This window comes from Streptomyces sp. LE64 (genome assembly GCF_052606915.1).
In genome coordinates this window covers 3,260,168-3,284,310 of record NZ_CP199708.1, presented here as the reverse complement: position 1 = coordinate 3,284,310, position 24,143 = coordinate 3,260,168, and the positions used below count along the sequence as shown (strand labels likewise).

General features: G+C 71.2%; 24 protein-coding genes and 1 tRNA gene. 18 read left to right on the top strand and 7 right to left on the bottom strand.

Features of this window, described 5'->3' with window-relative positions; all coding sequences use genetic code 11:
• Positions 1-35: 35 nt before the first annotated feature.
• Together ACSMX9_RS14905 and ACSMX9_RS14900 are read right to left on the bottom strand one after the other, a co-directional pair.
• The gene (locus ACSMX9_RS14905) at positions 36-623 is read right to left on the bottom strand and encodes an HhH-GPD-type base excision DNA repair protein (RefSeq protein ID WP_445402782.1); all 588 of its coding nucleotides are present in this window, start codon (positions 621-623) and stop codon (positions 36-38) included.
• 57 nt (positions 624-680) lie between these two features.
• On the bottom strand, positions 681-2,291 hold the full coding sequence (locus ACSMX9_RS14900) for a helicase HerA-like domain-containing protein (RefSeq protein ID WP_445402781.1): 1,611 nt from the start codon (positions 2,289-2,291) through the stop codon (positions 681-683).
• A gap of 132 nt (positions 2,292-2,423) precedes the next feature.
• Here ACSMX9_RS14900 and ACSMX9_RS14895 point away from each other — a divergent pair, with 132 nt between their 5' ends.
• Both ACSMX9_RS14895 and ACSMX9_RS14890 read left to right on the top strand, forming a co-directional pair.
• Entirely contained in the window at positions 2,424-2,720 is a 297-nt protein-coding gene (locus ACSMX9_RS14895) for a type II toxin-antitoxin system VapB family antitoxin (RefSeq protein WP_003949502.1), read from the top strand.
• 122 nt (positions 2,721-2,842) lie between these two features.
• Positions 2,843-3,502 carry a LytR C-terminal domain-containing protein gene (locus ACSMX9_RS14890; RefSeq protein ID WP_445402780.1) on the top strand — a complete coding sequence of 220 codons (660 nt, stop codon included), beginning with the start codon at positions 2,843-2,845 and terminating at the stop codon, positions 3,500-3,502.
• A gap of 52 nt (positions 3,503-3,554) precedes the next feature.
• On the opposite strand, the gene upp is transcribed toward ACSMX9_RS14890, so the two are convergent.
• Complete coding sequence (gene upp, locus ACSMX9_RS14885) at positions 3,555-4,190, bottom strand: uracil phosphoribosyltransferase (protein ID WP_445402779.1); 636 nt, start codon at positions 4,188-4,190, stop codon at positions 3,555-3,557.
• Positions 4,191-4,318: 128 nt separating this feature from the next.
• Here upp and ACSMX9_RS14880 point away from each other — a divergent pair, with 128 nt between their 5' ends.
• The 12 genes from ACSMX9_RS14880 to ACSMX9_RS14825 all read left to right on the top strand — a co-directional run bounded on the left by ACSMX9_RS14880 (position 4,319) and on the right by ACSMX9_RS14825 (position 16,311).
• Positions 4,319-4,510: a hypothetical protein gene (locus ACSMX9_RS14880; protein ID WP_445402778.1), complete on the top strand. Its 192-nt coding sequence runs from the start codon at positions 4,319-4,321 to the stop codon at positions 4,508-4,510.
• A gap of 352 nt (positions 4,511-4,862) precedes the next feature.
• On the top strand, positions 4,863-5,408 hold the full coding sequence (locus tag ACSMX9_RS14875; protein ID WP_445402777.1) for a tRNA adenosine deaminase-associated protein: 546 nt from the start codon (positions 4,863-4,865) through the stop codon (positions 5,406-5,408).
• A 105-nt stretch (positions 5,409-5,513) separates the two neighbouring features.
• Positions 5,514-5,945: a tRNA adenosine(34) deaminase TadA gene (tadA, locus tag ACSMX9_RS14870; protein WP_351248829.1), complete on the top strand. Its 432-nt coding sequence runs from the start codon at positions 5,514-5,516 to the stop codon at positions 5,943-5,945.
• A 75-nt stretch (positions 5,946-6,020) separates the two neighbouring features.
• Positions 6,021-6,108, top strand: a tRNA-Ser gene (locus tag ACSMX9_RS14865).
• A gap of 372 nt (positions 6,109-6,480) precedes the next feature.
• Complete coding sequence (locus tag ACSMX9_RS14860) at positions 6,481-7,140, top strand: hypothetical protein (RefSeq protein WP_445402776.1); 660 nt, start codon at positions 6,481-6,483, stop codon at positions 7,138-7,140.
• Positions 7,141-7,156: 16 nt separating this feature from the next.
• Entirely contained in the window at positions 7,157-9,382 is a 2,226-nt protein-coding gene (locus ACSMX9_RS14855) for an N-6 DNA methylase (RefSeq protein WP_445402775.1), read from the top strand.
• A gap of 507 nt (positions 9,383-9,889) precedes the next feature.
• On the top strand, positions 9,890-11,395 hold the full coding sequence (locus ACSMX9_RS14850) for an AAA family ATPase (protein WP_445402774.1): 1,506 nt from the start codon (positions 9,890-9,892) through the stop codon (positions 11,393-11,395).
• A gap of 343 nt (positions 11,396-11,738) precedes the next feature.
• Positions 11,739-12,845, top strand: a complete 1,107-nt coding sequence (locus ACSMX9_RS14845) for a hypothetical protein (RefSeq protein WP_445402773.1) — start codon at positions 11,739-11,741, stop codon at positions 12,843-12,845.
• Between the two features lie 323 nt (positions 12,846-13,168).
• Positions 13,169-13,387: a hypothetical protein gene (locus ACSMX9_RS14840; protein WP_366117088.1), complete on the top strand. Its 219-nt coding sequence runs from the start codon at positions 13,169-13,171 to the stop codon at positions 13,385-13,387.
• A gap of 55 nt (positions 13,388-13,442) precedes the next feature.
• Positions 13,443-13,736 (top strand): Dabb family protein, encoded by a 294-nt coding sequence (locus tag ACSMX9_RS14835; protein ID WP_351248817.1) that lies wholly within the window; start codon positions 13,443-13,445, stop codon positions 13,734-13,736.
• 582 nt (positions 13,737-14,318) lie between these two features.
• Positions 14,319-15,149 carry an RNA polymerase sigma factor SigF gene (locus ACSMX9_RS14830; RefSeq protein WP_445402772.1) on the top strand — a complete coding sequence of 277 codons (831 nt, stop codon included), beginning with the start codon at positions 14,319-14,321 and terminating at the stop codon, positions 15,147-15,149.
• A 244-nt stretch (positions 15,150-15,393) separates the two neighbouring features.
• Positions 15,394-16,311 (top strand): RNA polymerase sigma factor SigF, encoded by a 918-nt coding sequence (locus tag ACSMX9_RS14825; RefSeq protein WP_351248821.1) that lies wholly within the window; start codon positions 15,394-15,396, stop codon positions 16,309-16,311.
• Between the two features lie 126 nt (positions 16,312-16,437).
• Here ACSMX9_RS14825 and ACSMX9_RS14820 read toward each other — a convergent pair whose 3' ends face one another.
• Positions 16,438-16,656: a hypothetical protein gene (locus ACSMX9_RS14820; protein WP_351248823.1), complete on the bottom strand. Its 219-nt coding sequence runs from the start codon at positions 16,654-16,656 to the stop codon at positions 16,438-16,440.
• A 272-nt stretch (positions 16,657-16,928) separates the two neighbouring features.
• Between ACSMX9_RS14820 and ACSMX9_RS14815 the strand changes: the two genes are divergently transcribed.
• On the top strand, positions 16,929-17,414 hold the full coding sequence (locus ACSMX9_RS14815) for a MarR family winged helix-turn-helix transcriptional regulator (protein WP_351248825.1): 486 nt from the start codon (positions 16,929-16,931) through the stop codon (positions 17,412-17,414).
• Positions 17,411-18,979, top strand: a complete 1,569-nt coding sequence (locus ACSMX9_RS14810; RefSeq protein ID WP_445402771.1) for an MDR family MFS transporter — start codon at positions 17,411-17,413, stop codon at positions 18,977-18,979. Before ACSMX9_RS14815 ends, ACSMX9_RS14810 begins: the two co-directional genes overlap by 4 nt.
• A gap of 14 nt (positions 18,980-18,993) precedes the next feature.
• On the opposite strand, the gene ACSMX9_RS14805 is transcribed toward ACSMX9_RS14810, so the two are convergent.
• From ACSMX9_RS14805 to ACSMX9_RS14795, 3 genes are all read right to left on the bottom strand, one after another.
• Positions 18,994-19,809, bottom strand: a complete 816-nt coding sequence (locus ACSMX9_RS14805) for a TetR/AcrR family transcriptional regulator (RefSeq protein WP_445402770.1) — start codon at positions 19,807-19,809, stop codon at positions 18,994-18,996.
• Between the two features lie 108 nt (positions 19,810-19,917).
• Entirely contained in the window at positions 19,918-21,489 is a 1,572-nt protein-coding gene (locus tag ACSMX9_RS14800) for an MFS transporter (protein ID WP_445402769.1), read from the bottom strand.
• A 72-nt stretch (positions 21,490-21,561) separates the two neighbouring features.
• Complete coding sequence (locus ACSMX9_RS14795) at positions 21,562-22,317, bottom strand: response regulator transcription factor (RefSeq protein ID WP_445402768.1); 756 nt, start codon at positions 22,315-22,317, stop codon at positions 21,562-21,564.
• A 485-nt stretch (positions 22,318-22,802) separates the two neighbouring features.
• On the opposite strand from ACSMX9_RS14795, the gene ACSMX9_RS14790 reads away from it, so the two are divergent.
• Positions 22,803-23,117 (top strand): peptidase inhibitor family I36 protein, encoded by a 315-nt coding sequence (locus ACSMX9_RS14790; protein ID WP_445402767.1) that lies wholly within the window; start codon positions 22,803-22,805, stop codon positions 23,115-23,117.
• Between the two features lie 85 nt (positions 23,118-23,202).
• Positions 23,203-24,141 (top strand): hypothetical protein, encoded by a 939-nt coding sequence (locus tag ACSMX9_RS14785; protein WP_445402766.1) that lies wholly within the window; start codon positions 23,203-23,205, stop codon positions 24,139-24,141.
• Positions 24,142-24,143 lie beyond the last annotated feature (2 nt).

Here is a 24,143-nt window from a genome sequence, read left to right as displayed (position 1 = left end):
TCAGCCCGGTTCCGCCCCTTACGCACGCCCCTGCCTCAGGCTCCCCCGGCCCGCTTGGCCGCCGCCTTCGCCTCCTGCTTGTGGGCCCGCACCCGGGCCAAGGACTCGGGCCCGGTGATGTCGGCCGCCGACCGGTAGCTCCCCTCGGCCCCGTACTCCCCGGCCGCCTCCCGCCACCCCGTCGGCCGCACCCCCAACTGCTTGCCCAGCAGCGCCAGGAAGATCTGCGCCTTCTGCTTGCCGAACCCCGGCAGCTCGCCCAGCCTCTTCGCCAGTTCCCGTCCGCTGCCCGCGTCCTCCCACACCGCCTCGGCCCGCCCGTCGTACTGCTCCACCAGGTACCGGCACAGGTTCTGCACCCGCCCCGCCATCGACCCCGGATAGCGGTGCACCGCGGGCTTGCGCGCCAGCAGCTCGGCGAACGCCTCCGGGTCCTGCTCGGCGATCTCGTGCGCGTCCAGGTCCTCCCGCCCCATCCGCTGCGCGATCGTGTGCGGCCCGGCGAAGGCCCACTCCATCGGCACCTGCTGGTCCAGCAGCATCCCCACGAGCGCGGCCAGCGGACTACGGCTCAGCAAGGCGTCCGCCGCCGGCTCCTGCGCGAGGTGAAGGTTCACGTCCATGCTCCGATCATGCGGCCCGGGGCCCGGCCCCGCACACCAGGCCGGGCCGCGGCCCGCTCACCGCCGCCGGGCGGTCCCGAACAACGAACGGCTGATCTCCCGCCCCAACTGTGTCCCCAGCGACCGGGTCAGGGACGTGAACACCCCGCTGCCCACCACCTGGTCCACCAACGAGGGCTCCGCCCGCTCCCGTCCCGCCCCGGCACCAGCCGGGGCACCGGGCGCGGGCGCCGGCTCACGGACCGGTTCGGGCGCCGGCGCGGGCGCCCGGGCGTTCAGCTTCTCGTACGCCGACTCCCGGTCCACGGCCTGCGCGTACCGCCCGTACAGCGCCGAACCGCGCACCGCCGCGTCCAAGGCGTCCACCGGCACCGGACCCATCAGCGACTCGGGGGCCCGCAGCCGGGTCGCCGCCACCGGAGTGGGCGCCCCGCTCTCGCCGAGCACCGTCACCACGGCCTCGCCGGTGCCCAGGGAGGTCAGCAACTCCTCCAGGTCGTACGGGGAGCGGGGGAAGGTCCGCACCGTCGCCCGCAGCGCCTTCTGGTCCTCCGGAGTGAACGCCCGCAGTGCGTGCTGCACCCGGTTGCCGAGCTGCCCGAGCACCTCGGCGGGCACGTCCTTCGGCGTCTGGGTCACGAAGAACACCCCCACCCCTTTGGAGCGAATCAGCCGCACCGTCTGCGTGATCGCCTCCAGGAACGCCGTGGACGCCCCGGTGAACAACAGGTGCGCCTCGTCGAAGAAGAACACCAGCTTGGGCCGGTCGAGGTCGCCCACCTCCGGCAGGTCGTGGTACAGGTCGGCGAGCAGCCACATCAGGAAGGTGGAGAAGAGCTGCGGCCGGTCCTGCACCGCCGGCAGCTCCAGCAGCGACACCGTCCCGAGCCCCTCCGCCGAGACCCGCAGGAACTCGCCGGTGTCGAACTCCGGCTCCCCGAAGAACACCCCGGCCCCCTGCTGCTCGAAGGCGGTGAGCGCCCGCAGGATCACCCCGGCGGTGGCGCTGGACAGCCCGCCGATCGACTTCAGCTCCCCCTTCCCCTCGTCGGAGACGAGGAAGGCCACCACCGCCCGCAGGTCCTTCAGGTCGACCAGTTCCAGCCCCTTGCCGTCCGCGTAGTGGAACACCAGCCCGAGCGACTGCTCCTGGGTCCGGTTCAGCTGGAGCACCTTCGCCAGCAGCACCGGCCCGAAGCTGGTGACGGTGGCCCGCAGCGGCACCCCGTGCCCGAGCCCGCCCAGTGCGTAGAACTCGGTGGGACAGCCGCCCGGCTCCCACGCCTGCCCCACCTCGGCGGCCCGGGCGCGCACCCGCTCGCCCGGCTCCCCCGGCGCCGAGATCCCGGACAGGTCGCCCTTCACGTCCGCGAGGAACACCGGCACGCCCTGCGCGGAGAGCTGCTCCGCGATCAGTTGCAGCGTCTTGGTCTTGCCGGTGCCGGTGGCCCCCGCGACCAGCCCGTGCCGGTTGAGCACCGTCAGCGGCAGCCGCACCGGGGCGTCCGGTCGGCAGGCGCCGTCCCACACCAGCGCCCCGAGGTCCAGCGCCGGGCCGGCGAAGGCGTACCCGGCGGCGATCTCCCGGGCCGGCGCGGGCAGCGTCCCGTCGGCGGGAGGGGGCCCGGCTCCGGGGGACGGCGCCGCGTTCGACTGGCTCTCACTCATCGTTCAGGCCCCTGTTTCCCGGTCCGGCGCCGCGAACGCCGCCGCATTGATCCCCCGATGTGCGCTATGCACCAGCTTCGCACCGGCCCGCCTTGGCTGCGCCCGGAGAGGCTTGACCGGTAGGCTTTCCGTGTGATCTTCAAGCGCATCGGAAACGGCCGGCCGTACCCCGACCACGGCCGGGAGAGCACCCGGCAGTGGGCGGACGTCGCGCCACGCCCGGTCCGCCTCGATCAGCTCGTGACGACCAAGGGCCAACTCGACCTGGAGACGCTCCTCGCCGAGGACTCGACCTTCTACGGGGACCTCTTCGCCCACGTGGTGAAGTGGCGGGGCGATCTGTACCTGGAGGACGGGCTGCACCGGGCGGTCCGGGCCGCACTCCAACAACGACAGGTCCTGCACGCCCGCGTCCTCGAACTCGACTGAGCCGCACCCGCCGTGGCCCCGGGTCACGGCGGCGCCGCGTCCTTGCCCCTTTCGGGTCACGGGGTTCACCCTCGGATGATCGTTTAGTAGGCATTGCCGGCGCACGGCACTACGCTGCGCACATGAGCATGCTCACACCCCCCGGCATGGGCGGCGAGTACCGCATCACCGGGGGCAAGTACCCGCGGATGCGGCGGGGGCCCCGCCGCGGCAGGGTCGTCCTGGCCTGCGTCGCCTCCCTCACCGCCGCGGGCGTGATCGGCTGGGGCACCCTCCAGCTCGTGGACGTCTTCACCGGCGGCGGGGACCGGGCCAGTGCCGCCTCCGGCTGCGCGGAGGACGCCGCCCGGAAGGAGCCGGCCCCGGCGAAGCCCCGCGCGGTCGTCCTCCCGAAGCCCGCCGCGGTCAAGGTCAACGTCCTCAACGCGACCCCGCGCAGCGGCCTCGCCAAGAAGACCGCCGACGAGCTGCGCAAACGCGGCTTCACCATCGGCGAGGTGGGCAACGCCACCCGGCAGTACGACAAGAAGGTGCCCGGTCCGGCGCTGCTCCTCGGCGGGAAGTCCACCGCGAAGACCGCGCTGCCGGTGCTCGCCGCCCAGCTCGCCGAGGCCCAGCAGCGCACCGACGGCCGGGCCTCCGCCGAGGTCGACCTGATCATCGGCACGGCCTTCGGCAAGCTGGCCCCCGAGGCCGCCGCCGCCCGCGCCCTCGCCGCACTGACCGACCCGGCGCCGAGCCCCGCGCCGTCCGCCGACCGGTCGGCGGACTGCCGCCGCTGACCCGCCCGCGGGCCCGCCGAACGGCGGCCCCGCGGCGCAGGGGCGCCCGGGACTACTCGGCGGTGCCGTACATCCGGTCGCCGGCGTCACCGAGGCCCGGCACGATGTAGCCCGCCTCGTTGAGGCGCTCGTCCACCGAGGCCGTGACGACGGTGACCGGCGTCCCCGCGAGTTCCCGCTCCATCACCGCGACGCCCTCCGGCGCGGCCAGCAGCACCACGGCCGTGACGTCGTCGGCGCCGCGGCGGATCAGCTCCCGGATGGCGGCCACGAGCGTGCCGCCGGTCGCCAGCATCGGGTCCAGGACGTACACCTGACGGCCGGAGAGGTCCTCCGGCATCCGGGTGGCGTACGTGGACGCCTGGAGGGTCTCCTCGTCGCGGATCATGCCCAGGAAGCCCACCTCGGCGGTGGGCAGCAGGCGCACCATGCCGTCCAGCATCCCGAGCCCGGCCCGCAGGATCGGCACCACCAGCGGACGGGGGTGGGAGAGCTTCACCCCCGCGGTCGGGCAGACCGGCGTCTCGATGCTCACCCGTTCGGTCCGCACGTCGCGGGTCGCCTCGTAGGCGAGCAGGGTGACCAGTTCGTCGGCGAGCCGCCGGAAGGTCGGGGTGTCCGTGCGGCGGTCGCGCAGGGTGGTGAGCTTGTGGGCGACCAAGGGGTGGTCGACGACGTGGAGACGCATCCCCCCACAGTAACCGGGGCCCGAGCAGCCGATTCCGGCATCGAAACCGCCGATCGGGGGAAGGCGCGTCCCACACCGTCCCCGAGCAACCGGCGGACCGCCCGCGGACCGCCGGGGAGTGAGACGTCATGCCGAAACGATCCCGCAATGGTGCGGAGAACGCCGGAACCCCGCCCGTCGACGCCGAACGCCGCCGGCGCCGCGCCCAGTTCCTCCGCGAACTCGTCGAGGCGAGGGAACTGCGCCGCCGGGTGCGGCCCCGCCGGGCGCGCGCGGCACGGATGCGACAAGCGATGCGCATGCGGACGTTCCGGGGCTGATCCCCCGCACCGCCGCGGCCGACACGAACGTGACGCCGAACACGTTCCCGGGGTCCGGAGGATCCCGCCCCGCCGCCCCGCACGGGACGCCCAGAGGGCCCGGGACCCGGTTCCCGCCCGGGCGGGAACCGGCTCGCGAGGGCGCGCGGAGGGTCGCGGCGGCGGTCGCCCGAGGTGGCGCGCACCCCGGGCGGAGCACGCGACGCGCACGCAGCGAGCCGAAGACCCCTCCTCCCGCTCCGGTTTCTGCCACGATTCCGACTGGGCGGGGCACGCGTACCGTTGGCCCCACCCGCAACCTCCGCCGGGGGGAACCCCAAGCGGCACGCCTCAGACCAGTGGGAGAGTCACGGTGTACTTCGCCGCACTGCTCGCGCGCACCGAAGACGGGTGGGAAGCGAGCGACACGGAACTGGACGATGTGGAGTCCCTGTCGGACCTGACCGACCTGGCCCGCGAAGCCTCGCAGGACGACGACACGGTCCTCGTCCTCCTCGAACAGGAGGACGCGTGGTTCGGGGTCGTCCGGGTCGACGGTGAGGACGACCCCCGTCTGTACGTCTCGGACGCCGTCGCCGCGTCCCGCAGCTCGTACGGGGAGATCCTGACGAACGAACTGATCGGACGGGAGTACGGCGACGACGACGTCGACCTCGACTCCCTCGATCTCGACGGCACGGAGGACGGTGAGCCGGAGGGCTCGACCTCCGGAGGAGAGGAGTCCGGGGCCGGGACCGACGCCGAGGAGGCGGTGGCCACCGGACCCCTCGGGGACGCGAACCTCCTCGACGACCTCGGCGTCTCCGACCGGGAACTGCGCGCGCTCGACCCGGGCGACGCCCTGGGCGGGATCGCCGAGGCCCTCGGGGCCTCGGAGCTCCTCGAAGCGGTGCGCTGACCGTGCGGCCCGGCGGCACCGGCCCGGTGGCGGGCGCCGGTGCCGCCGGGCGCCGGTAGGTTGGCCACCGTGAGCGATGCGGTGCGCGGCCCCTGGGAAGGGGCCATGAGGACGGCCCTGGAGCAGGCACGGGCGGCACTCGCCGGGGGCGACGTCCCGGTGGGCGCCGTGGTGCTGGGCCCGCGGGGCGACACCCTCGCCACCGGCCACAACGACCGGGAGGCCACCGGCGACCCCACGGGCCACGCGGAGATCGTCGCCATCCGGCGGGCGGCCACCGCGCTCGGCGACTGGCGCCTCGCCGACTGCACCCTGGTGGTCACCCTGGAGCCCTGCACGATGTGCGCGGGCGCCCTCGTCCAGTCCCGTCTGGACCGCGTGGTCTACGGTGCCCGCGACGAGAAGGCCGGCGCCGCCGGCTCCCTCTGGGACGTGGTCCGCGACCGCCGGCTCAACCACCGCCCGGAGGTCGTCGCCGGCGTTCTCGCCGAGGAATGCGGCCGACTGCTCACCGACTTCTTCCGCACCGGCCGCTGACCCCCGCCCCACCGCCCCGGACCGGGCGGCAACCGGATTTCGGCGCACGCCCCACCTTGGGGTAGGGTCTCTCCCGGTAGCGTGTCCGAGCGGCCGAAGGAGCTCGCCTCGAAAGCGAGTGTGGCGTAACCCGTCACCGAGGGTTCAAATCCCTCCGCTACCGCTCTCACACCCCCCTGATCTGCGGAAACGCGATCAGGGGGTGTTTTGCATCGCGACGTGACATGTCTCCCCACTCCACCCCCGGGCAATACCGTCCACTGCGGCCTCACCTCCACGACCATTAACAATTTCCAGCGCACCTCACTGCGCTTGCGCACTCTCCGCGGCCTTCGCTACCTTCATCACGCCGCAGAACGAGGGGGAAACAGCGAACCCCCGGCAGCTGATGAGCATTGCCGGGGGTTCGTCGAGGCCGTGCCCCGGGCGGCATGCAGAGCAGAGGCGGACCCGGGGCTTTCGTGTTCACGGTACCACCGCCGCCCAATCCTGTAACGGCACCGCGGGGCGGAGCCATGTCCAGAGGGGGACACTCATGATCGACAAGCTGCCGGTGTGGCTGGTCCGGGCATTCTCCCGGCCGCGTCTGAGCAAGTACCTCCTGGCCGCGCAGGGGCAGCCGCGGACCGCAGTTCGCTTGTACTGGTGGAACGTCGAGGCCGCCGCTGCTCTCTACGGCCCGTTGCACTGTCTCGAACTGGCACTGCGCAACGCCCTGCACGATCAGTTGACCGACCGGTACGGTCGCCCGGACTGGTGGCACGCGGCCCCTCTCGACCAGCAGGCCCAGCGCCTCGTAACGGATGCCCACCGGAAGTGCGGGCGGCGGGGAATCGTCCCTGCACCGGACAGCGTGATGGCGGAGCTCTCATTCGGCTTCTGGGTCTCCCTGCTGAGCCGACGCTACGACCGGAGTCTCTGGGTACCCACCCTTCACCGGGCGTTTCCCTTTCTGGACCAGCCGCGCAGGAGCCTCCACGACGGACTGTCCTCTCTGGTACTGATGCGGAACAGGATCATGCATCACGAACCCGTACACCACCGTGACCTCTCGGCCGACCATGTCAAGATCTACCGGATGCTCGGCTACCTCAGTCCCGAGCTGATGGCGGAGGCGAAGGGAATGGACCGTTTCCCCGGGGTACTGGCCGACCGCGCGGCCACCCTCGACGGCACCCGGCCCACCCGCTTCTGATTCGGAGGAATCACCCGTGACGAATCTCGGCCGGATCACCGTCACCCGCAGCGACATCGCGCGCCTCACCGGCGTCCAGCGCCCTGCCGTGACCAACTGGGAGCGTCGGCATTCGGACTTCCCCCAGCCAGTGCCATCGCTCGATCGACCGGGCGTCGATGTCTTCAGGGCCAACGAGATCGCCGCCTGGCTGGACCGGCGCACCATCGCGGTGAGCGGACGGCGGGACGGCGAGCTGCCGGGTACGACATTCGGTCATCGATTCCGCCAGGCACTGGGTGACAACCGCTTCAGCTCGCCGGAGTTCGTTCGTGGCCTCCTGTCCCAGCAGGATCGGTTCCGCGGAGAGGTGGTATCCGACGAGTATCTGAAACTGCTGCTCGCCATGGTGTTCGTGTGGGGTAGCGATCACGACGCCCGATCGTCGGCGATGTCCCTGGTCGGGGCCGCACAGCACGTATTTGATTTCAACCAGCGCATCACAGGCCACGAGGGGAGCACGGCCCTCGCAGAAGTCTTCTTCCGTCAGGGGCCGACGTCACGGGTGGAGTGCGCGGAAGTGTTCGACCTGCTGGTCGATCACTACCGCAGCGCACACGGGCGGCGGGACGGGGGCGAGTTCTTCACCCCGAGGTCCGTGGCGCGGACAATGGCCCTGTTGCTGGCAGCCACGGGCCCCCCGCCGGCACATGTGCACGACCCGTTCTGCCGGGCCGGAGAAGTACTGACGGCCATGCTGGCCACGTTGCCTGCCGAAGCGACACCTCACGTTACGGGTACCTCTCCCGGCAGCGACGCCTTGGCCCTCGCCCGGATGAACCTCGCTCTCCATGAAACGGAACGAGCGGAACTCGCGTACGGCATGGAGGTCGAGGCGACCGCTCCCCAACCGGGGTGGCAGAACGGCGCGGACTGGATCGCCACCAATCCACCCTTCGGGTTCAAGCTCTCGACCGCCGCCGGGGAACAGCACTGGCACTATGGGCCGCCCGGGTCCCGAGGCGACTTCGCCTGGCTCCAGCATGTGGTGTCCCGACTCGCCCCGGGCGGGCGAGCGGCCGTGGTGATGCCGAATGGCGCTGCCTTCGTCGGGGGCCGCGCACGGAAGATTCGCACCGCGATGGTGGAGGACGGTGTCGTCGAATGCATCGTCGCACTGCCATCCCAATTGTTCACGAATACGTCGATCCCTGTCAGCGTATGGATACTGACCAGACCGAAGGTCCGTCGCCCGGACGTTCTCTTCATCGACGGATCAGCGCTCGGTGTCATGACGGGCCCGGCCTCACGTGAGCTCTCCGAGACGGACATCTCGGTGCTGGTCGACGCCTACATCGCCTGGCGGGGCGGGGAGGTCACCGGCAAACGGTGCTCCGGCGGCACCGTCTCCGTGCCCAGCCGGGCCCTCGGGCTCGCGGAGATACGTGACCGGGGGTATCGGCTCACTCCGCAGACCGCCGTCGTACCGGACACGCCGCTCATCGCCGCGGATGCCACCCGACAGCCCGTCGCGCTGCGGATGGAACGGTTGAGGTCGGCCGCAGACCGGCTCAAAGCGCTCGAAGCCGAGCTGGAGTGGTCCGGTGGTCAGAGGACCGGGGATCTCGTGATCCCCACTCGCGAACCAGGCACGGACCTTCCCCCCGGTTGGTCGGAGGCCCCGTTCGGAGACCTGGCCAAGATCTCTATTGGTCCAGGAGGCCCATGGCAGGGCAGAAAGGATCAAGGTGGAGAGGGGCCCCGGGTAGCTCGCGCGAGAAACATCAGCGGCCATCGCCTTCTGCACCAGGACACCGAGGTGCTGTCCCCGCAGGCGGCTGAGGCATACGCGAAGTACCGGCTCCAAGCCGGGGACCTGGTGATGACACGCAGTGGCACCGTGGGGCGTTGCGCCCTGGTCACGGACGCCGAGAACGGCTGGCTGTTCGGCACTCACCTGATGAGAATCCGCCCCCTCACTCCTTCCTGGTCCACCTATCTCCTCGGCTTCCTGACAAGCCCGGCAGCGCAGAGCTGGATCGACCGCTGGGCTACGGGAACAGCCGTACGATCACTCTCCGCCAACGATCTGGCCAAGTTGCCTGTGCCGCTGCCGCCCGAAGCAGAGCGCGAGAAGATCGGCCACACCTTGTACCTGCTGGATGAACGGCTCCGGAGTCACTCCGCGATCGTCATGGCACTCGATGCGTACCGCGAGGAACTGCTGAGCCTGCTCATGTCCGGTCACATGCGGATGGAGTGAGGTGCTGCCCACTCGATTCTCCCCGTCAACGAATCACCCGCCTTGGAGGAACCACCCGGGGCCGCGTTCCCTCCCGGAACCCCCTCCATCCGGTGTTGACACGTCAACACCGAACCCGACGGAAACGGATCGAGCGGGATTGAGGAGGGTGGAAACGCCCCGATTTTTTTCCGACTCTCAGGAAAAACCGCAGGTGAGACCGGTCACGTGAACGGGTTCAAATCCCTCCGCTACCGCTCTCACACCCTCTGATCTGCGGAAACGCGATCAGGGGGTGTTCTGCGTGGTGATGTGCCAGCACGGCGGCCCTCCCGCCTCCTCCCTCCTCCTTGCCGGGCCTGGGCACGAGGCATGTCCGGTCGCCCCGTCCCCGTCGATCCCTCTACGCCACGCCTGGGGCAGGCCCGATGAATCCCAGCACGACGGATTCTGTCTAAGTAGACTTAGACGAAATCCGTCGCAGTGGATGTGGACGAAATCCGTCGTAGTGGATGTGCTGGAGACCCAGTGAAGAGCAATCTGCCGACCAAGCCGGACGATGTGGTGGACCGGAACCGGGAGTGGGGTCTTCTCACGGAGTTCCTCACTGATCCGGATCCCGCGATGCGGCTCGGCATCGTGTCCGGGAGGCGGAGGCACGGGAAGTCGTACCTGCTTCACGCCCTGTCCGAGCAGGTCGGCGGTCTGTATGTGACGGCGGTCCGGGAAGAGGGGCGGCTGCCCGCGATCCAGCGGTTCAGTGACGCGGTCGCCACCCACGCCGGCCTGCGGCCGGGGAGTCTGCGGCTGACGGACTGGCGTGACGTGCTGTCCAACGCCCTCGATGTGGCAGCCCGTTCACCACACCCCCTGCTGGTGATCGACGAGCTGCCGTATCTGCTCCAGCACTCACCCGAGATCCCAGGGCTGCTCCAGCAGCTCTACGACGAGCGTCAGCGCGGCGCCCGGCCCGGGGCCGGACCGGGCCCGCGCCTGATCCTGTGCGGCTCCGCGATGAGCGTCATGCACGAGCTGCTCTCAGGGACGAAACCGCTGCGCGGCCGGGCCGTCGTCGACGTGCGCCTCGGCCCCTTCGACTACCGGGCCAGCCGGGACTTCTGGCAGATCGAAGACCAGCTGACCGCGCTGAAGGTACACGCCGTTCTCGGCGGGGCACCCGGCTACCGTCCGGTGGCCGCCCGCCCGCACCCCGACGACGGATTCGACGGATGGCTTGCCCGGACGCTCCTTGACCCGGGCCGGGCGGTGTACTCACGGACCGAGACCGAGCATCTGCTGCGCGAGGATCCGAGGATCACGCAGCACACGCTGTACTACGACACCCTCACCGCGATCGCGAACGGGGCCACGACCCCCAGCAAGGTCGGTGCGGCTCTGGAACGCCCGCGCACTGCCGTCGCACACCCGCTCGGCGTACTGGAGTCCACCGGGTACATCCAGCGGGAACAGGACATCCTCCGCGCCCGGCATCCGGTCATCACCCTCGCCGACCCGGTCATCCGCTTCAATCAACTGATCACCCTGCCGCAGGCAGCCGCCGTGGAACAGGGCTTCGTCGAGCAGGTGTGGCAGCAGGCCGCTCCGACCTTCAACTCCAAGATCCTCGGCCCGCATTTCGAGGACCTGGCCCGCGACTTCACCCGCCGTTACGCCCACACCCTGTTGCCCAGTGGACTGCCCGGCCCGATCGGTACGACCGAGGTCGCCGACCAGGCCGCCCGGACGAAGCACGAGGTCGATGTCATCGCCCTGGCCGCCGGCGAGCGCCCACAGACGCCCCGGGCGAGGATCGCCCTCCTCGGCGAGGCCAAGGCGACCTCCGCCCGCCGGGGAACCGGCGACCTCCAGCGACTGGAACACATCCGCACCCTCCTCGCCGAACAGGGGTACGACATCGATGGCACCACCCTGGCCCTGTACTCCCTGCACGGCTTCCACCCCGACCTGGCCGAACTCGCCGCCCGGCGCGACGACGTCCTCCTGGTCGATCTGCCCACCCTCTACGGAGGGTGAAGCACGGCCCGCCTCTGCGGCAGTGAAATCAGCGGGGCGAGCCGTGTGGCCACATCGTGCTGGGCCGATGACACCTCAACCCACCTACGACGACCATGCGACGCACCCCGAGCGCCGCAGGATCACACGACTTCTCCTGGGGCGCCCGGTGACGATCGCCTCCCCCGTTCCGGAGCCCCGCCGCCCGGTGTGCCCGGGGCGCGGGGGCACCGCTCGCACCTGACCGAAACCGGGCCTCCCCACGGGGCCCGCGGCGCACGGGCGTTGACCGCGGATCGACGGCGCGGTTCCATGCTGCTCCTCCGCCGGTGCGGTACCGGTGGAGGGACTCCCTGGGGGGAACATGAGAGGGAACACGAACCGGGGCACCACCACACGGCTGCGAGCCGCACTGGGCGTCGCCGTCGTCTGTTCGCTCACGGTCCTGCCGCCCGGCGCGGCCTCGGCCGCGCCGGCGGACGCGGGGGACAACCGCCGGACCGGCGTCGAGCGGGTCAGCGTCGCGACCGACGGCACCCAGGCCAACGGCGACTCCTCCGCCGCCTCGATCGCACCGGCCGGCCACCGCATCGTCTTCTCGTCGTACGCCGACAACCTCACCCCCGGCGGCGGGGGGAGGAACGAGGCGGTGTTCGTCCGCGAGACGGCGACCGGACAGAACAGGAAGTTCGACTGGGGCCCGGCGGGGCCGGGGATGCTCAGCAGCGACGGGCAGATCGTCGCCCACCTGGGATACCGGTTCAACCACATGGCCCTCTACCAATCGCACCTGGACAGGGGGTGGTGGACGGCCTACACCTGCTCGGTCCACGCCTGCGAGGCGGCGATGGGCACGGGCCAGGAGCACCAGGCGTTCGGCGTCAGCTTCCGGCGCCCGGAGACCAACAAGCGCATCGAGATCCGCGACGCCGCCCTCGGCGGCGCCCTGCGGACCATCGACGTCGTCCACAACACCGCATCCACCCGACCGTCCATCAGCGCCGACGCCGGCGTCCTCGCCTACCAGGACGGCGGGGAACGGGACGTCTTCCTGTGGCAGCGGACGAGCAACGCGGTCGCCGGCCCGATCGAGGGTCCGGCCAAGGCCGCGTCGCTGGTCCAACTCAGTGACGACGGCAGCAAGGTCGTCTACCTCTCGGGCCCCGACACCCACGTCCACGACACCGCCTCGGGCACCGCCCTGCTGGTCCCCGGCGTGCAGGGCGTGGCCATCGACCCCACCGGCCGCTACCTGCTCCACACCCCGTCCGGCACCACGGGACCGGCCCCGCTCGCCCTGCGCGACCTGGAGACGGGCACCGACGAGATCGTCACCGACCGGCCCGCCTCGGCCGGGGTCGACGCCGTCAGCACGGGCGGACGCCGGGTGGTCTTCACCTCCGCGGCCGACGACCTCGTGCCCGGCGACACCAACGGCAGGGCGGACGTCTTCCTCCGCACCCTCCGGTAGCCGCCCGGCTGCCGTCCCCCGGGAACGGATGAGCCCCGTGACGCCTTCCCCCACGAAGGCGTCACGGGGCCGGTCGTTGGCGGGAGGGACGGCGACGGGGGTTCGCCGCCCCTCCCATGAGGACGCTCCCCAAGCCCGGACCGTCACCAGGGGACACGCGGTGCGCTCCGGGCCCCGCAGAGGGGTTCGTCCCTGAGCCCCGCGCGGGTTCCTGCCAGACCCCGCCGGGCTCGGGTAACAGCCTGCCGCAGCGCCGGCCGCCGCACGATGGACAAAGGGCCTCCATGGGAGGGCCGTTGGTCCCGGGTTACACTGCACCGCCGGTGACGGGGGACGTGCCAGGCTGGACGACAGGGGAGGGCACCACCGTGGTGCACGCGAAAAAGATCGCTTTGTACGTCGTCGTCGTCTTCTTGCTCTACGTGATCATCACGGACCCGGCCCAGGCTGCGGATTACGTGCAGATAGGCTTCGAAGGCATCTCGAACGCCGCCCGGGCCATCGGCGACTTCATGACCTGGGTCGCCAACGGCGGCGAGTAGCCGCACCTCCGCCCGGCCCCGCGGGGCCGGAGTTCCGTTCCGCCGAGGAGTTCCCGTGATCCGTCACCTCGTCCTGTTCAAGCTCAACGACGGCGTGCGGCGCGACGACCCGCGCGTGGTCGCCGGGGTCGAGGCGTTCCGCGCGCTGGGCGGGCAGATCCCGGAGCTGGCCTCGTGGGAGTGCGCCTGGAACGTCACCGACCGGCCCATCGCCTACGACTTCGCGATCAACTCGTCGGTGGCCGACACGGACGCGCTCCAGCGGTACATCGACCACCCCGCCCACCAGGCCGCGGCGGCCCGGTGGCGCGAGTTCGCGACCTGGGTCCTGGTCGACTACCCGTTCTGAGCCCCTCCGGGCCCCGGACCTCCCGGTCCCGCCACCGCCTGCCGGTCCCCGCGCACCGAGCGGCGACACTCCCGCCCTCCACGGCCACCGTGGAGGGCTTTTCCCTGGGGAAACCCGTCGCTCAACACGGCGTTTTAGGGTGCTTGCACACAGTGCACATGTCTTGTGATGCTATGACCGCTTTTGCAGGATGGTGACCCACCGTGGGAAGCCCGGGGGGACCAGCGCGACGAAGGGGTGGCGTTGACCGTGCCGGCCAGTACTGCGCCTCGCCAGGCTCCACCCCGGAACACCCCGGGCGCCGGTTCCGGTGCCCCCCGCGGCCCCGCCGAACGGACCGGGGGGCCGGAGGAGCAAGGGGAGCAGTCCGACACCACAGCCTCCCCCGCCCCATCCGGCACAGCAGTCGCACACCTTGCGCCCCATGCACACCCCCTCGCGCCCCATGCACACCAGATTGCGCCCTCCACCCCCACCCACGCGCCCCATGAACTCCGGAACGCCCCCTGTGCCCCCGGGGGGCTCCGGACCCCCTCCCGGACCCCCCCGGAACCTGCCCCGCCGGCCGGCTCCGCACCCGCCGTGCCCCACGCGCCCGCACCGGACGAGCCCCCCTCCGAGCCGCCCTCCGAGGCTCCCGCGCCCCCGCGCCGGGGCGCCGACACCCGGGCCCTCACCCAGGTCCTGTTCGGGCAGCTCCGGCACCTGGACCCGGGCACCCCCGAGCACACCCGGGTGCGCTGCGCGCTGATCGAGGCCAACCTGCCGCTGGTGCGGTACGCGGCGGGCCGGTTCCGCAGCCGCAACGAGCCGATGGAGGACGTCGTCCAGGTCGGCACCATCGGCCTGATCAACGCGATCGACCGCTTCGACCCGGACCGGGGCGTGCAGTTCCCGACCTTCGCGATGCCCACCGTGGTGGGCGAGATCAAACGGTACTTCCGCGACAACGTGCGCACCGTCCACGTGCCGCGCCGGCTGCACGAGCTGTGGGTGCAGGTCAACGGGGCGACGGAGGACCTGACCACCAGCTTCGGGCGCTCGCCCACCACCGCCGAGATCGCCGAGCGGCTGCGGATCACCGAGGACGAGGTGCTCGCCTGCATCGAGGCCGGCCGCTCGTACCACGCGACCTCGCTGGAGGCCGCCCAGGAGGGCGACGGACTGCCCGGGCTGCTGGACCGCCTCGGCTACGAGGACCCGGCCCTGGACGGGGTCGAACACCGCGACCTGGTCCGGCACTTGCTCGTCCAACTCCCCGAGCGGGAACAGCGCATCCTGCTGCTGCGCTACTACAGCAATCTGACCCAGTCGCAGATCAGCGCGGAGCTGGGCGTCTCCCAGATGCACGTGTCCCGGTTGCTGGCCCGGAGCTTCGCGCGACTACGATCCGCAAACAGGATCGAGGCGTAGCCGGATCGGGTTGCACCCTCCGTGCGCCGGTCCGCGCCCAACAGGCCGCACTTACCATCAAATCGGCACGAAACCCCCGAGCGGCTCGCGACAGGATGTCGACAAGTCACTACAGCGTGTTGCCGACATGTGACATTCTTCCGGCAGCGCGTTTGCCGGACCCCAGGCTCCGGTATTCAGGTGGAGGCTACGTTCCTCTCGGGAACGGCCGGCCGCCGACCGTCAGCGACCTCAAGGGGGTGGCATGTCCGCAGAACAGGGCAGCTCGAAGGTGCTCACGCTCACGAAGAGCGAATCCGCGCCCGCCGAGCTCCACGGCTCCGAGACCTCGCAATCCCCCGTCGCCCCCGGGTCCGTCACGCTCGTCGAGCCCCCGGAGGTGCCGGCCGCTCCGGTTGCCATCGACACCCGGACCCTGTCCCGGTCCCTGTTCCTGCGGCTCGCCGCGCTGGACGAGAACAGCCCCGAACGCGCTTACGTCCGCGACACCCTGATCGAGCTGAACCTCCCGCTGGTGCGGTACGCCGCGGCCCGCTTCCGCAGCCGCAACGAGCCGATGGAGGACATCGTCCAGGTCGGCACCATCGGCCTGATCAAGGCGATCGACCGCTTCGACTGCGAACGCGGCGTGGAGTTCCCGACGTTCGCGATGCCGACCGTGGTCGGGGAGATCAAGCGCTTCTTCCGGGACACCTCCTGGTCGGTGCGGGTGCCCCGCCGGCTCCAGGAGCTGCGGCTGGCCCTCACCAAGGCCAGCGACGAGTTGTCCCAGAAGCTCGACCGTTCACCCACCGTCCCCGAACTCGCCGCGGTGCTCGGGGTGTCCGAGGAGGACGTGGTCGACGGGCTGGCCGTGGGCAACGCCTACACGGCCTCGTCGCTGGACTCCCCCGCCCCCGAGGACGACGGCGGCGAGGGCTCCCTCGCGGACCGCCTGGGCTACGAGGACACCGCCCTGGAGGGCGTCGAGTACCGCGAGTCCCTGAAGCCGCTGCTCGCCAAGCTCCCGCCGCGCGAACGGCGGATCATCATGCTGCGGTTCTTCGCGAACATGACCCAGTCGCAGATCGGCGAGGAGGTCGGCATCTCCCAGATGCACGTCTCCCGGCTGCTGACCCGCACCCTCGCCCAGCTGCGCGACGGACTGCTGATCGCCGACTGAACCGGCGTCCTAAGGACGCCGCCCGGCCGGGGGAGCGCACCCGGCTCCGGACCACCCGTGCACGCCGACCGGGCCCTCGAAGGGATGCTTCGAGGGCCCGTCAGTCGTGCGTCCGCGCGCGGACGCTCAGCCCAGCGCCAGCCAGGCGACGCCCACCAGGACCACGACGCCGACGAGGACACCGAGGATCAGACCGACCCGCGGACCGGAGGACGAGGAGGCGGCCGCCCGGGCCGCACTCCGGGAGGTGCCGCCTTCGTCGACGAAGGCGCGGAACATCTGGGTGCTGCCCGCGGGGTCGTTGCCGCCCTGAGGACCGTGCGGGGCTTGGGGGTTCTGTGCCATGGGGCAGGACACTAGCCGAATCGGCGGAGCCGTCCCAAGAGCGGGGTCGGGCCCCGGCCTCCCGAATCGAGCCGCACCGGCCCCGCCCGCCCCTTCCGCCCCCTCCTCCCCTTCTCGTCCACGGATTGCGGTGCGCACCGCCCCCACCGCCTGCGTTCCCCGGTCCGCCCCGGGAGGTTTGCCAGGTTTTTAGCCGCCCCACCCCCCTCACATTGCCTGCGGCAACCAATTAACCTCTATGGTTGCTCTAAGCAACGAAACGAGGGAGGGTCATGGCCGCACGGTCCGCCTACGCCGAGCTGGTCCGGCAGCTCAACGCCGTGGGGGCGGTGAACCGGGGGCTCGCCCGGCTGCTCCCCGCCGACTGCCCCGCCGGGGCGGCGGCCGTGCTGCACGTCCTGGCCCGCGAGGGGGAACTGCGCAGCGGCCGGCTCGCCGAACTGCTCGCGGTGGACCCCTCGGTGAGCAGTCGGCACGTCACCCACGTCACCGACCGCGGCTGGGTCGCCCGCTCGCCCGACCCCCTCGACGGACGGTCCCGCCTGCTGCGCCTCACCTCTTCGGGCGAGGCGCAGCTCGCCGACCTCCGCGCCCGCTGCACCCGGGACCTCGCCCGCCGGCTCGGCGACTGGTCCGAGGACGAGATCACCCAACTCACCACCCTGTTGGCCCGGCTCCGCGCCGAGTTCGACGGACCACGGACCACCGGCGCACCGACCGCGAACGGCGGCCGAGAACAGGAACGGACCCGCGCATGACCACCACACCGACCGGGGTGCGCGAAGGCGCCGGAGCCCGTGCGGAGCACCAGGACACCGCTCCCGCCATGACCCACCGGCAGATCATGGAGGCCCTGTCGGGCCTGATGCTCGGCATGTTCGTGGCGATCCTGTCGTCCACCATCGTCACCAACGCCCTGCCCGAGATCATCGGTGACCTCGGCGGCGGCCAGAGCGCCTACACCTGGGTGGTCACCGCGGCCCTGCTCGCCATGACGGCCAGCACCCCGCTGTGGGGCAAGCTCGCCGACCTGTTCTCCAAGAAGCTGCTGATCCAGATATCCCTGGTCATCTACACGGCCGGCTCGATCGTCGCCGGACTCGCCCAGAACACCGGCACCCTCATCGCCTGCCGGGTGGTCCAGGGCATCGGCGTCGGCGGGCTCTCCGCGCTCGCCCAGATCGTGATCGCCGCGATGATCTCGCCCCGTGAGCGGGGTCGGTACAGCGGTTACCTCGGCGCCAACTTCGCCGTGGCGACCGTCGGCGGGCCCCTGCTCGGCGGGGTGATCACCGACACGGAGTGGCTCGGCTGGCGCTGGTGCTTCTACGTGGGGGTGCCGTTCGCGGTGCTCGCGATGGTGCTGCTCCAGAAGACCCTGCGGCTGCCCGTGGTGCGCAAGCGGAACGTCCGCATCGACTGGACCGGCGCGTCCCTCGTCACCGCCGCCGTCTGCCTGCTGCTGGTCTGGGTCACCTTCGCCGGCGACGCCTTCCCCTGGTCGTCCTGGCAGACCGCGCTGATGGTCGGCGGGGCGCTGCTGCTCGCCACGGCCTTCGTCCTGGTGGAGCGCCGGGCCGCCGACCCCGTCATCCCGCTGCGGCTGTTCCGGAACCGGACGATCACCCTCGCCTCGCTCGCCTCCCTCTTCATCGGCGTCGCGATGTTCACCGGCTCGGTCTTCTTCAGCCAGTACTTCCAGCTGGCGCGCGGGCAGTCCCCCACCGCGTCCGGGCTGCTGACGATCCCCCTGATCGCCGGGCTGTTCGTCTCCTCGACGGCGTCCGGGCTGATCATCACCCGCACCGGTAAGTGGAAGGCGTGGCTGCTCGCCGGCGGGGTGCTGCTGACCGCCGGGCTGGGCCTGCTGGGCGGGCTGCGGCAGGACACCCCGTACGCGTACATCGCCCTGTCCATGGCCCTCACCGGGCTCGGCATCGGCATGATGATGCAGAACCTGGTGCTCTGCACCCAGAACCAGGTGGGACCCGAGGACCTCGGGGCGGCCAGTTCGGTGGTGACGTTCTTCCGCTCGCTGGGCGGCGCGGTCGGCGTGTCGGCGCTCGGCGCGCTCCTCTCCCTGCGGGTCGACCACCACGTGCGCGAGGGGTTCGCCGCGCTCGGCACCGCCCCCGCCCCGGGCGCCGGCGACGGCGCCCTCCCCGACCTCGACGCGCTGTCCGCACCGGTGCGCACGGTGCTGGAGGGGGCGTACGGGCACGGGATCGGGGACGTGTTCCTGGCCTCCGCCCCGCTGGCCGCAGCGGCGCTGCTGCTCGCGCTGTTCATCCGGGAGGTGCCGCTGCGGGGCCGCCGGGGCTGACCGCGGACCGCCGGTCAGCCCGTACCGGCGTCCCGGGCGTGCCGTTCGATCATGGCCTCGATGCCGGCGACGATCAGCTCCAGGGCGAAGGAGAAGTCCCGCTCCCGCATCTCCTCCACGGTGTCCCCGCCGCGCGCCTCCATCAGCTCGGCCGCCGAGTCCCACAGGACGGCCATCCCCGGTTCGTCGGAGATCGCCCCCATGGCCTCGCGGTGGTACTCGTCCTGGGTGCGGCCCGCTTCGGCGCACCGCTGGATGTAGTGGCCCTCGATGGTCCCGAAGCCGTACACGAACTGGAAGACCGCGGCGATCGCCCCCGTCTGCCCCTGCGCGGGCAGCCCCGTGGAGCGCACGATCTCCTGCACCGTGCGGGAGAACTCCAGGGAGTTCGGCCCGACGTTGAGGAAGTGCCCGGCCAGCGCCGACAGCCACGGGTGGCGCACCAGCAGCGCCCGGTACTCGCGGGCGGTGGCCCGCAGCAGTTCGCGCCACTGGGCGCGCCGGGCCGCCGGGTCCTGTGGCAGGGCGGGCAGGCGCAGTTCGCCGGTGGCCGCGTCCAGGGCCAGCTCCAGCAGGTCGTCCTTGGTGTCGACGTACCAGTAGACGGACATCGCGGTGACGTTCAGTTCGGCGGCCAGCCGGCGCATCGAGAACTTCGCCGGCCCCTGGGCATCCAGCATCCGCACCGTGGTCCGCGTGATGAGGTCCCGGTCCAGGCCGGACGGGGACGGCTGGGTGCCGCGGCGGGCCGGGGGCTCCCCCCGCGCCCCGTCCGCCAGCCAGACGCTCGCCCGCGCCGGACGCTTCGCCGGATCGGCTGCCTTCGCCATCGCGCACCTTCTTCCGTCCCCGGAGCCGCCCGGGGACGGCCCCTCACCACCTGCTCCCGGCGGGCGCGGTGCCCGGCACCGCGCCCGCCCGCGCATCGTATGCGCGGCTCAGAGGGTCTTCGTGGCCCCGCCCTGCCGCTCGGCCACCGCTGCGGGCTCCGCCGCCGCGGGGTCGACGTCTCCGGGGCCGGCGGTCGCGGTCCGCTCGGCGCGGCGCAGCAGCGCCGCCGCGAGCATCCCGCCGAGGAACACGGCGGTGGCGCCGACGAGTTGGCTGGTCGCCAGGCCGGAGGCGAAGGCGTCGGTGATCTCCCGCCGTTCGTCCGCCGAGCCGGCGGCGGCGAGGGCCACCGGGAGCGAGGCCGCCGAGACCGAGGCCACAGCGAAGAACCGGGCGTTGAGCACGGCGCCGAGGACGGCGACGCCGAGCCCGTTGCCGAACTCGGCGAGGGTGCCGTTGATGCCCGCGCCGACCCCCGCCTTCTCCCGCGGGATCGCGCTCATGATGGCGTTGGCCATGGCCGGCATGGCGAGCGCGATGCCGGCGCCCATCACCACGAGCCCGGCGAACACCCCGGCGTAGCTGCCGTCCGCACCGCCGGAGAGCAGCGCGATCATCGCGAGCCCGGCGGCGAGCAGGGACATGCCGGCGGCGATGGTGGCGGGGGTGCCGAGCCGCGGCACCAGCCGGGCGCCGAGTCCGGTGAGGTTGAGCAGCACCACGGTGGCGGCCAGCGGGGCGGTCCGCACCCCCGCCTCCAGCGCCTCGTAGCCGAGGACGAACTGGAGGTGCTGGGTGAGCAGGAAGAGCGAGCCGCCCATGCCGAAGGCCACCAGGATCGCGCCCGCGACGGCCCCCACGAACCGCTGGTTGCGGAAGAAGTGCATGTCGAGCATCGGGTGCGGCACCCGCAGCTCCCACAGCACGAAGCCGGCCATCACCAGCACCCCGACGGTCGCCGGGGCGAGCACCCGGCCGGAGGTCCAGCCGTGCTCCGGGCCGGAGATGATCGCGAAGACCACCCCGGTCATGCCGATGGTCGACAGGACGGCCCCCACCAGGTCCGGCCGGTCGCCCAGACGGGTCCTGGACTCGGGCACCATCCGGGCCACCGCCCAGAGGCCGATCAGCGCGACGGGGATGTTGATCAGGAAGATCGCGCCCCACCAGAAGTGGTCGAGCATTACCCCGCCGATCAGCGGCCCGGCGGCGAAGCCCAGGGAGTTGACGGTGGACCAGAGGCCGATCGCCTTGACCCGCTCGCTGTCGTCGAATATCTGCACGACGACGGCGAGGGTGGTGGTCATCAGCAGCGCCCCGCCGACGCCCATGCCCGCCCGGGCGGCGATCAGCTGCCCGGAGGTCTGGGAGAGCCCCGCGGCCAGCGACCCGACGCCGAAGACCGCGAGCCCGGCGATCAGCAGCCGTCGGCGCCCGTAGCGGTCGGCGGCGCTGCCCGCGGTGAGCAGCAGACCGGACTGCACCAGCGAGTAGGCGCTGATCATCCACTGGACGTCGGCGGAGGAGGCGTCGAGTTCCCGGGTCAGCGAGGGGATGGCGACGTTGAGCACGGTGTTGTCGAGCAGCACCGTCAGCTGCGCCAGCAGGATGACTCCGAGGATCAGCCACCGCCGGGGGTGCCCCTGGGACAGCGGGGGCGGGGAGTCCATGGCCGTCATCCGGCACTCCTTCTCCAGTGTACGAGCGGAACTCGTACACTGTAGAAGTACTCCTGTACGGCGTACAGCGATTTACCGGGAGGCCCCGCTCACACCGGACCCGCCGGGCTTGATCAGGTACCCGGCGCCGCGCCTGGTGTGGATCATCGGCTCGCGGCCGGCGTCGATCTTGCGCCGCAGGTACGAGACGTAGAGCTCGACGACGTTGGCCCGCCCGCCGAAGTCGTAGCTCCACACCCGGTCGAGGATCTGCGCCTTGCTCAGCACCCGGCGCGGATTGCGCATCAGGTAGCGGAGCAGCTCGAACTCCGTGGCCGTCAGGTGGATCGCCCTCCCGCCCCGGGTCACCTCACGGCTGTCCTCGTCCAGCACCAGGTCTCCGACGACCAGCAGGGACCCGCCCGCGGCCCCGGCCACCGGCGCGGTCCGCCGGATCAGCCCGCGCAACCTCCCGACGACGTCCTCCACCCCGAACGGCTTGGTGACGTACTCGTCGCCGCCGGCCGTCAACCCGGCGATCCGGTCCGTCACGCCGCGGCCGGTGAGGAACAGCACCGGAACGCCGGGGCACTCCCGCCGCAGCAGGGCCCGCACCGAGAGGCCGTCCAGGTCGGGCAGCGTCACGTCGAGGACGACCGCGTCGGGCCGGAACTCCCGCGCCGTGCGCAGGGCCCCCTGCCCGTCGGCCGCGCTGTGCACGCTCCACCCCTCACAGCGCAGGGAGACCGACAACAACTCGGTGATGGACGGTTCGTCGTCGACGACGAGCACCCTGACCGGCTGCCCGTCCGCCTCGGCCACCTGCATGCGTTCCTGAATCGCGGTCATGACGGTCACCCTCGGGGCGGGCCCTGAAACCCCCATGTGGGCGGTCTGTGAAATCCCTGAGAATCCGACCGGGTCTCGCGCCCGCCACCGAGGGCCCGACCGCCCCGGGGCCTTGCCGCCCCGGGGCCGCCTCCGCCGCCAGCGCCCAGCGCCACGGTCCGCCGCACGGAAGGCACGGACCACACCTTCCGCCATAACCCTTTATTTCCCGGCAAGAAATCATCTGGCACGGAACGCGCACACGGGGGATCAAGACACCCGTCTCCCTTTTAGCCAAATCGAATACCCACCCCTTCCGGCAATGAGTAAAGGGGTTGACTCCACAACGGAATCCGACCTAGATTCCGGATGAACGCTTCCTTGCACCCACTGCGAGATGTGAGGCCACCGTGGTAAAGGTTCGCCATATTTCCATCACAGCGGTCGTCGCGGCCCTGGCTTTCGGCACATTTTCCGGCACAGCTTCCGCAGGCAGCTACAACGGCGTGTGCGAGAGCTCGAACGGCGGCGAAGTGTGCCTCTACGACGCGAACAACCAAACCGGCCGCGTCTACGACACGCTGTACAGCAAGCCGTCCTACACGGGCACCTACTACGGAACCAACGTCGGCATCGACAACACGGTGAACTCCACCTGGAACCGGGACCCCGACACGACCGTGTCGTTCTACCAGTTCGCCAACTACAGCGGCCTGGGACTGGGCCAACTGGGCGGCGGGAAGACGAACTGGAGCCAGTTCGGCGAGGAGAACTCGTGGAGTTCCCACTGTTTCGCCAACAACCCCGCCTGCCCGGGCTGAAAACAGCAGAAGCACGAGGTGCTGCCCGCTCGTCCGAGCGGGCAGCACCTTTTTTGAAACTCCGTCCTGACCGGGAAGGGAAACCATGAAGGGCACACGGGCGGTTCTGGCCCTCGCCGTCGCGTCGTTCATCACCGGCTGTTCCACAACCGGTGCGCAGGAAGCCCGTGAGACCCCTCCCGCCGTCCTCCCCAACCCGGAGGAGTACCGCGGGGCCCTCATCCCGATGCCCCTGGACGCGCACCAGTTCGGCCTCGAAGACGAACGCCGGCTCGAACAGGCCATCCACACCGTCTCCCGCACGTGCATGGAATCGTTCGGGTTGGACTGGCCGCGGCCACGGCGCGACCCCGGACCGTCCACCATCGAATCACGACGTTACGGCGTGACGGACGAACGCTTCATAAAGAAATTCGGATACAGCCCGCCAGCCCCCGCCAACATGACGTGGGAGGAGATCGGAAGGTCCCACAGCAAGTCCAGGGAACGCACCGCACGCATACCCGAAACCACGCGGAGGATCTACACCGGCGAGAAGACCGGAAAGCACGACGGACGAGAGATCCCGGAAGGAGGATGCCGCGGGGAGGCGTACCGAAAGGTGGGAATGGCCAAGCCGGAGATTCCCTATGCGAACGAAATAAACCACCTGAGGCTCACCGCGTGGAAGCAGGCGCGCCAGAGTCCGACGGTCAGGAAAGCAGCCGCTGAATGGCGGGTCTGCATGCAAGACGCCGGGTACGACTACCGAATCCCGGAGGAGGTGATCGCGTCCCCCCATTGGGCGGGTGCGGAACGGAAACCCTCCTGGGTGGAGATGACCAAGCCCTCCACCGAAGAGGTCGACACCGCCGTCGCTGACGTCCGGTGCAAGAAGAATTCCCTCTTCGCAGAGAGTTGGCGCGCCGCCGAGACCGAGAACCAGGCTTCCGCGCGTGCGGACAACGGGGAGGTGCTCCGCAAGGCGAAGGCCGCCCACGCCGAGGTGCGACGGGCGGTCCGAGAGGTGCTCGCCGGGCGCTGATT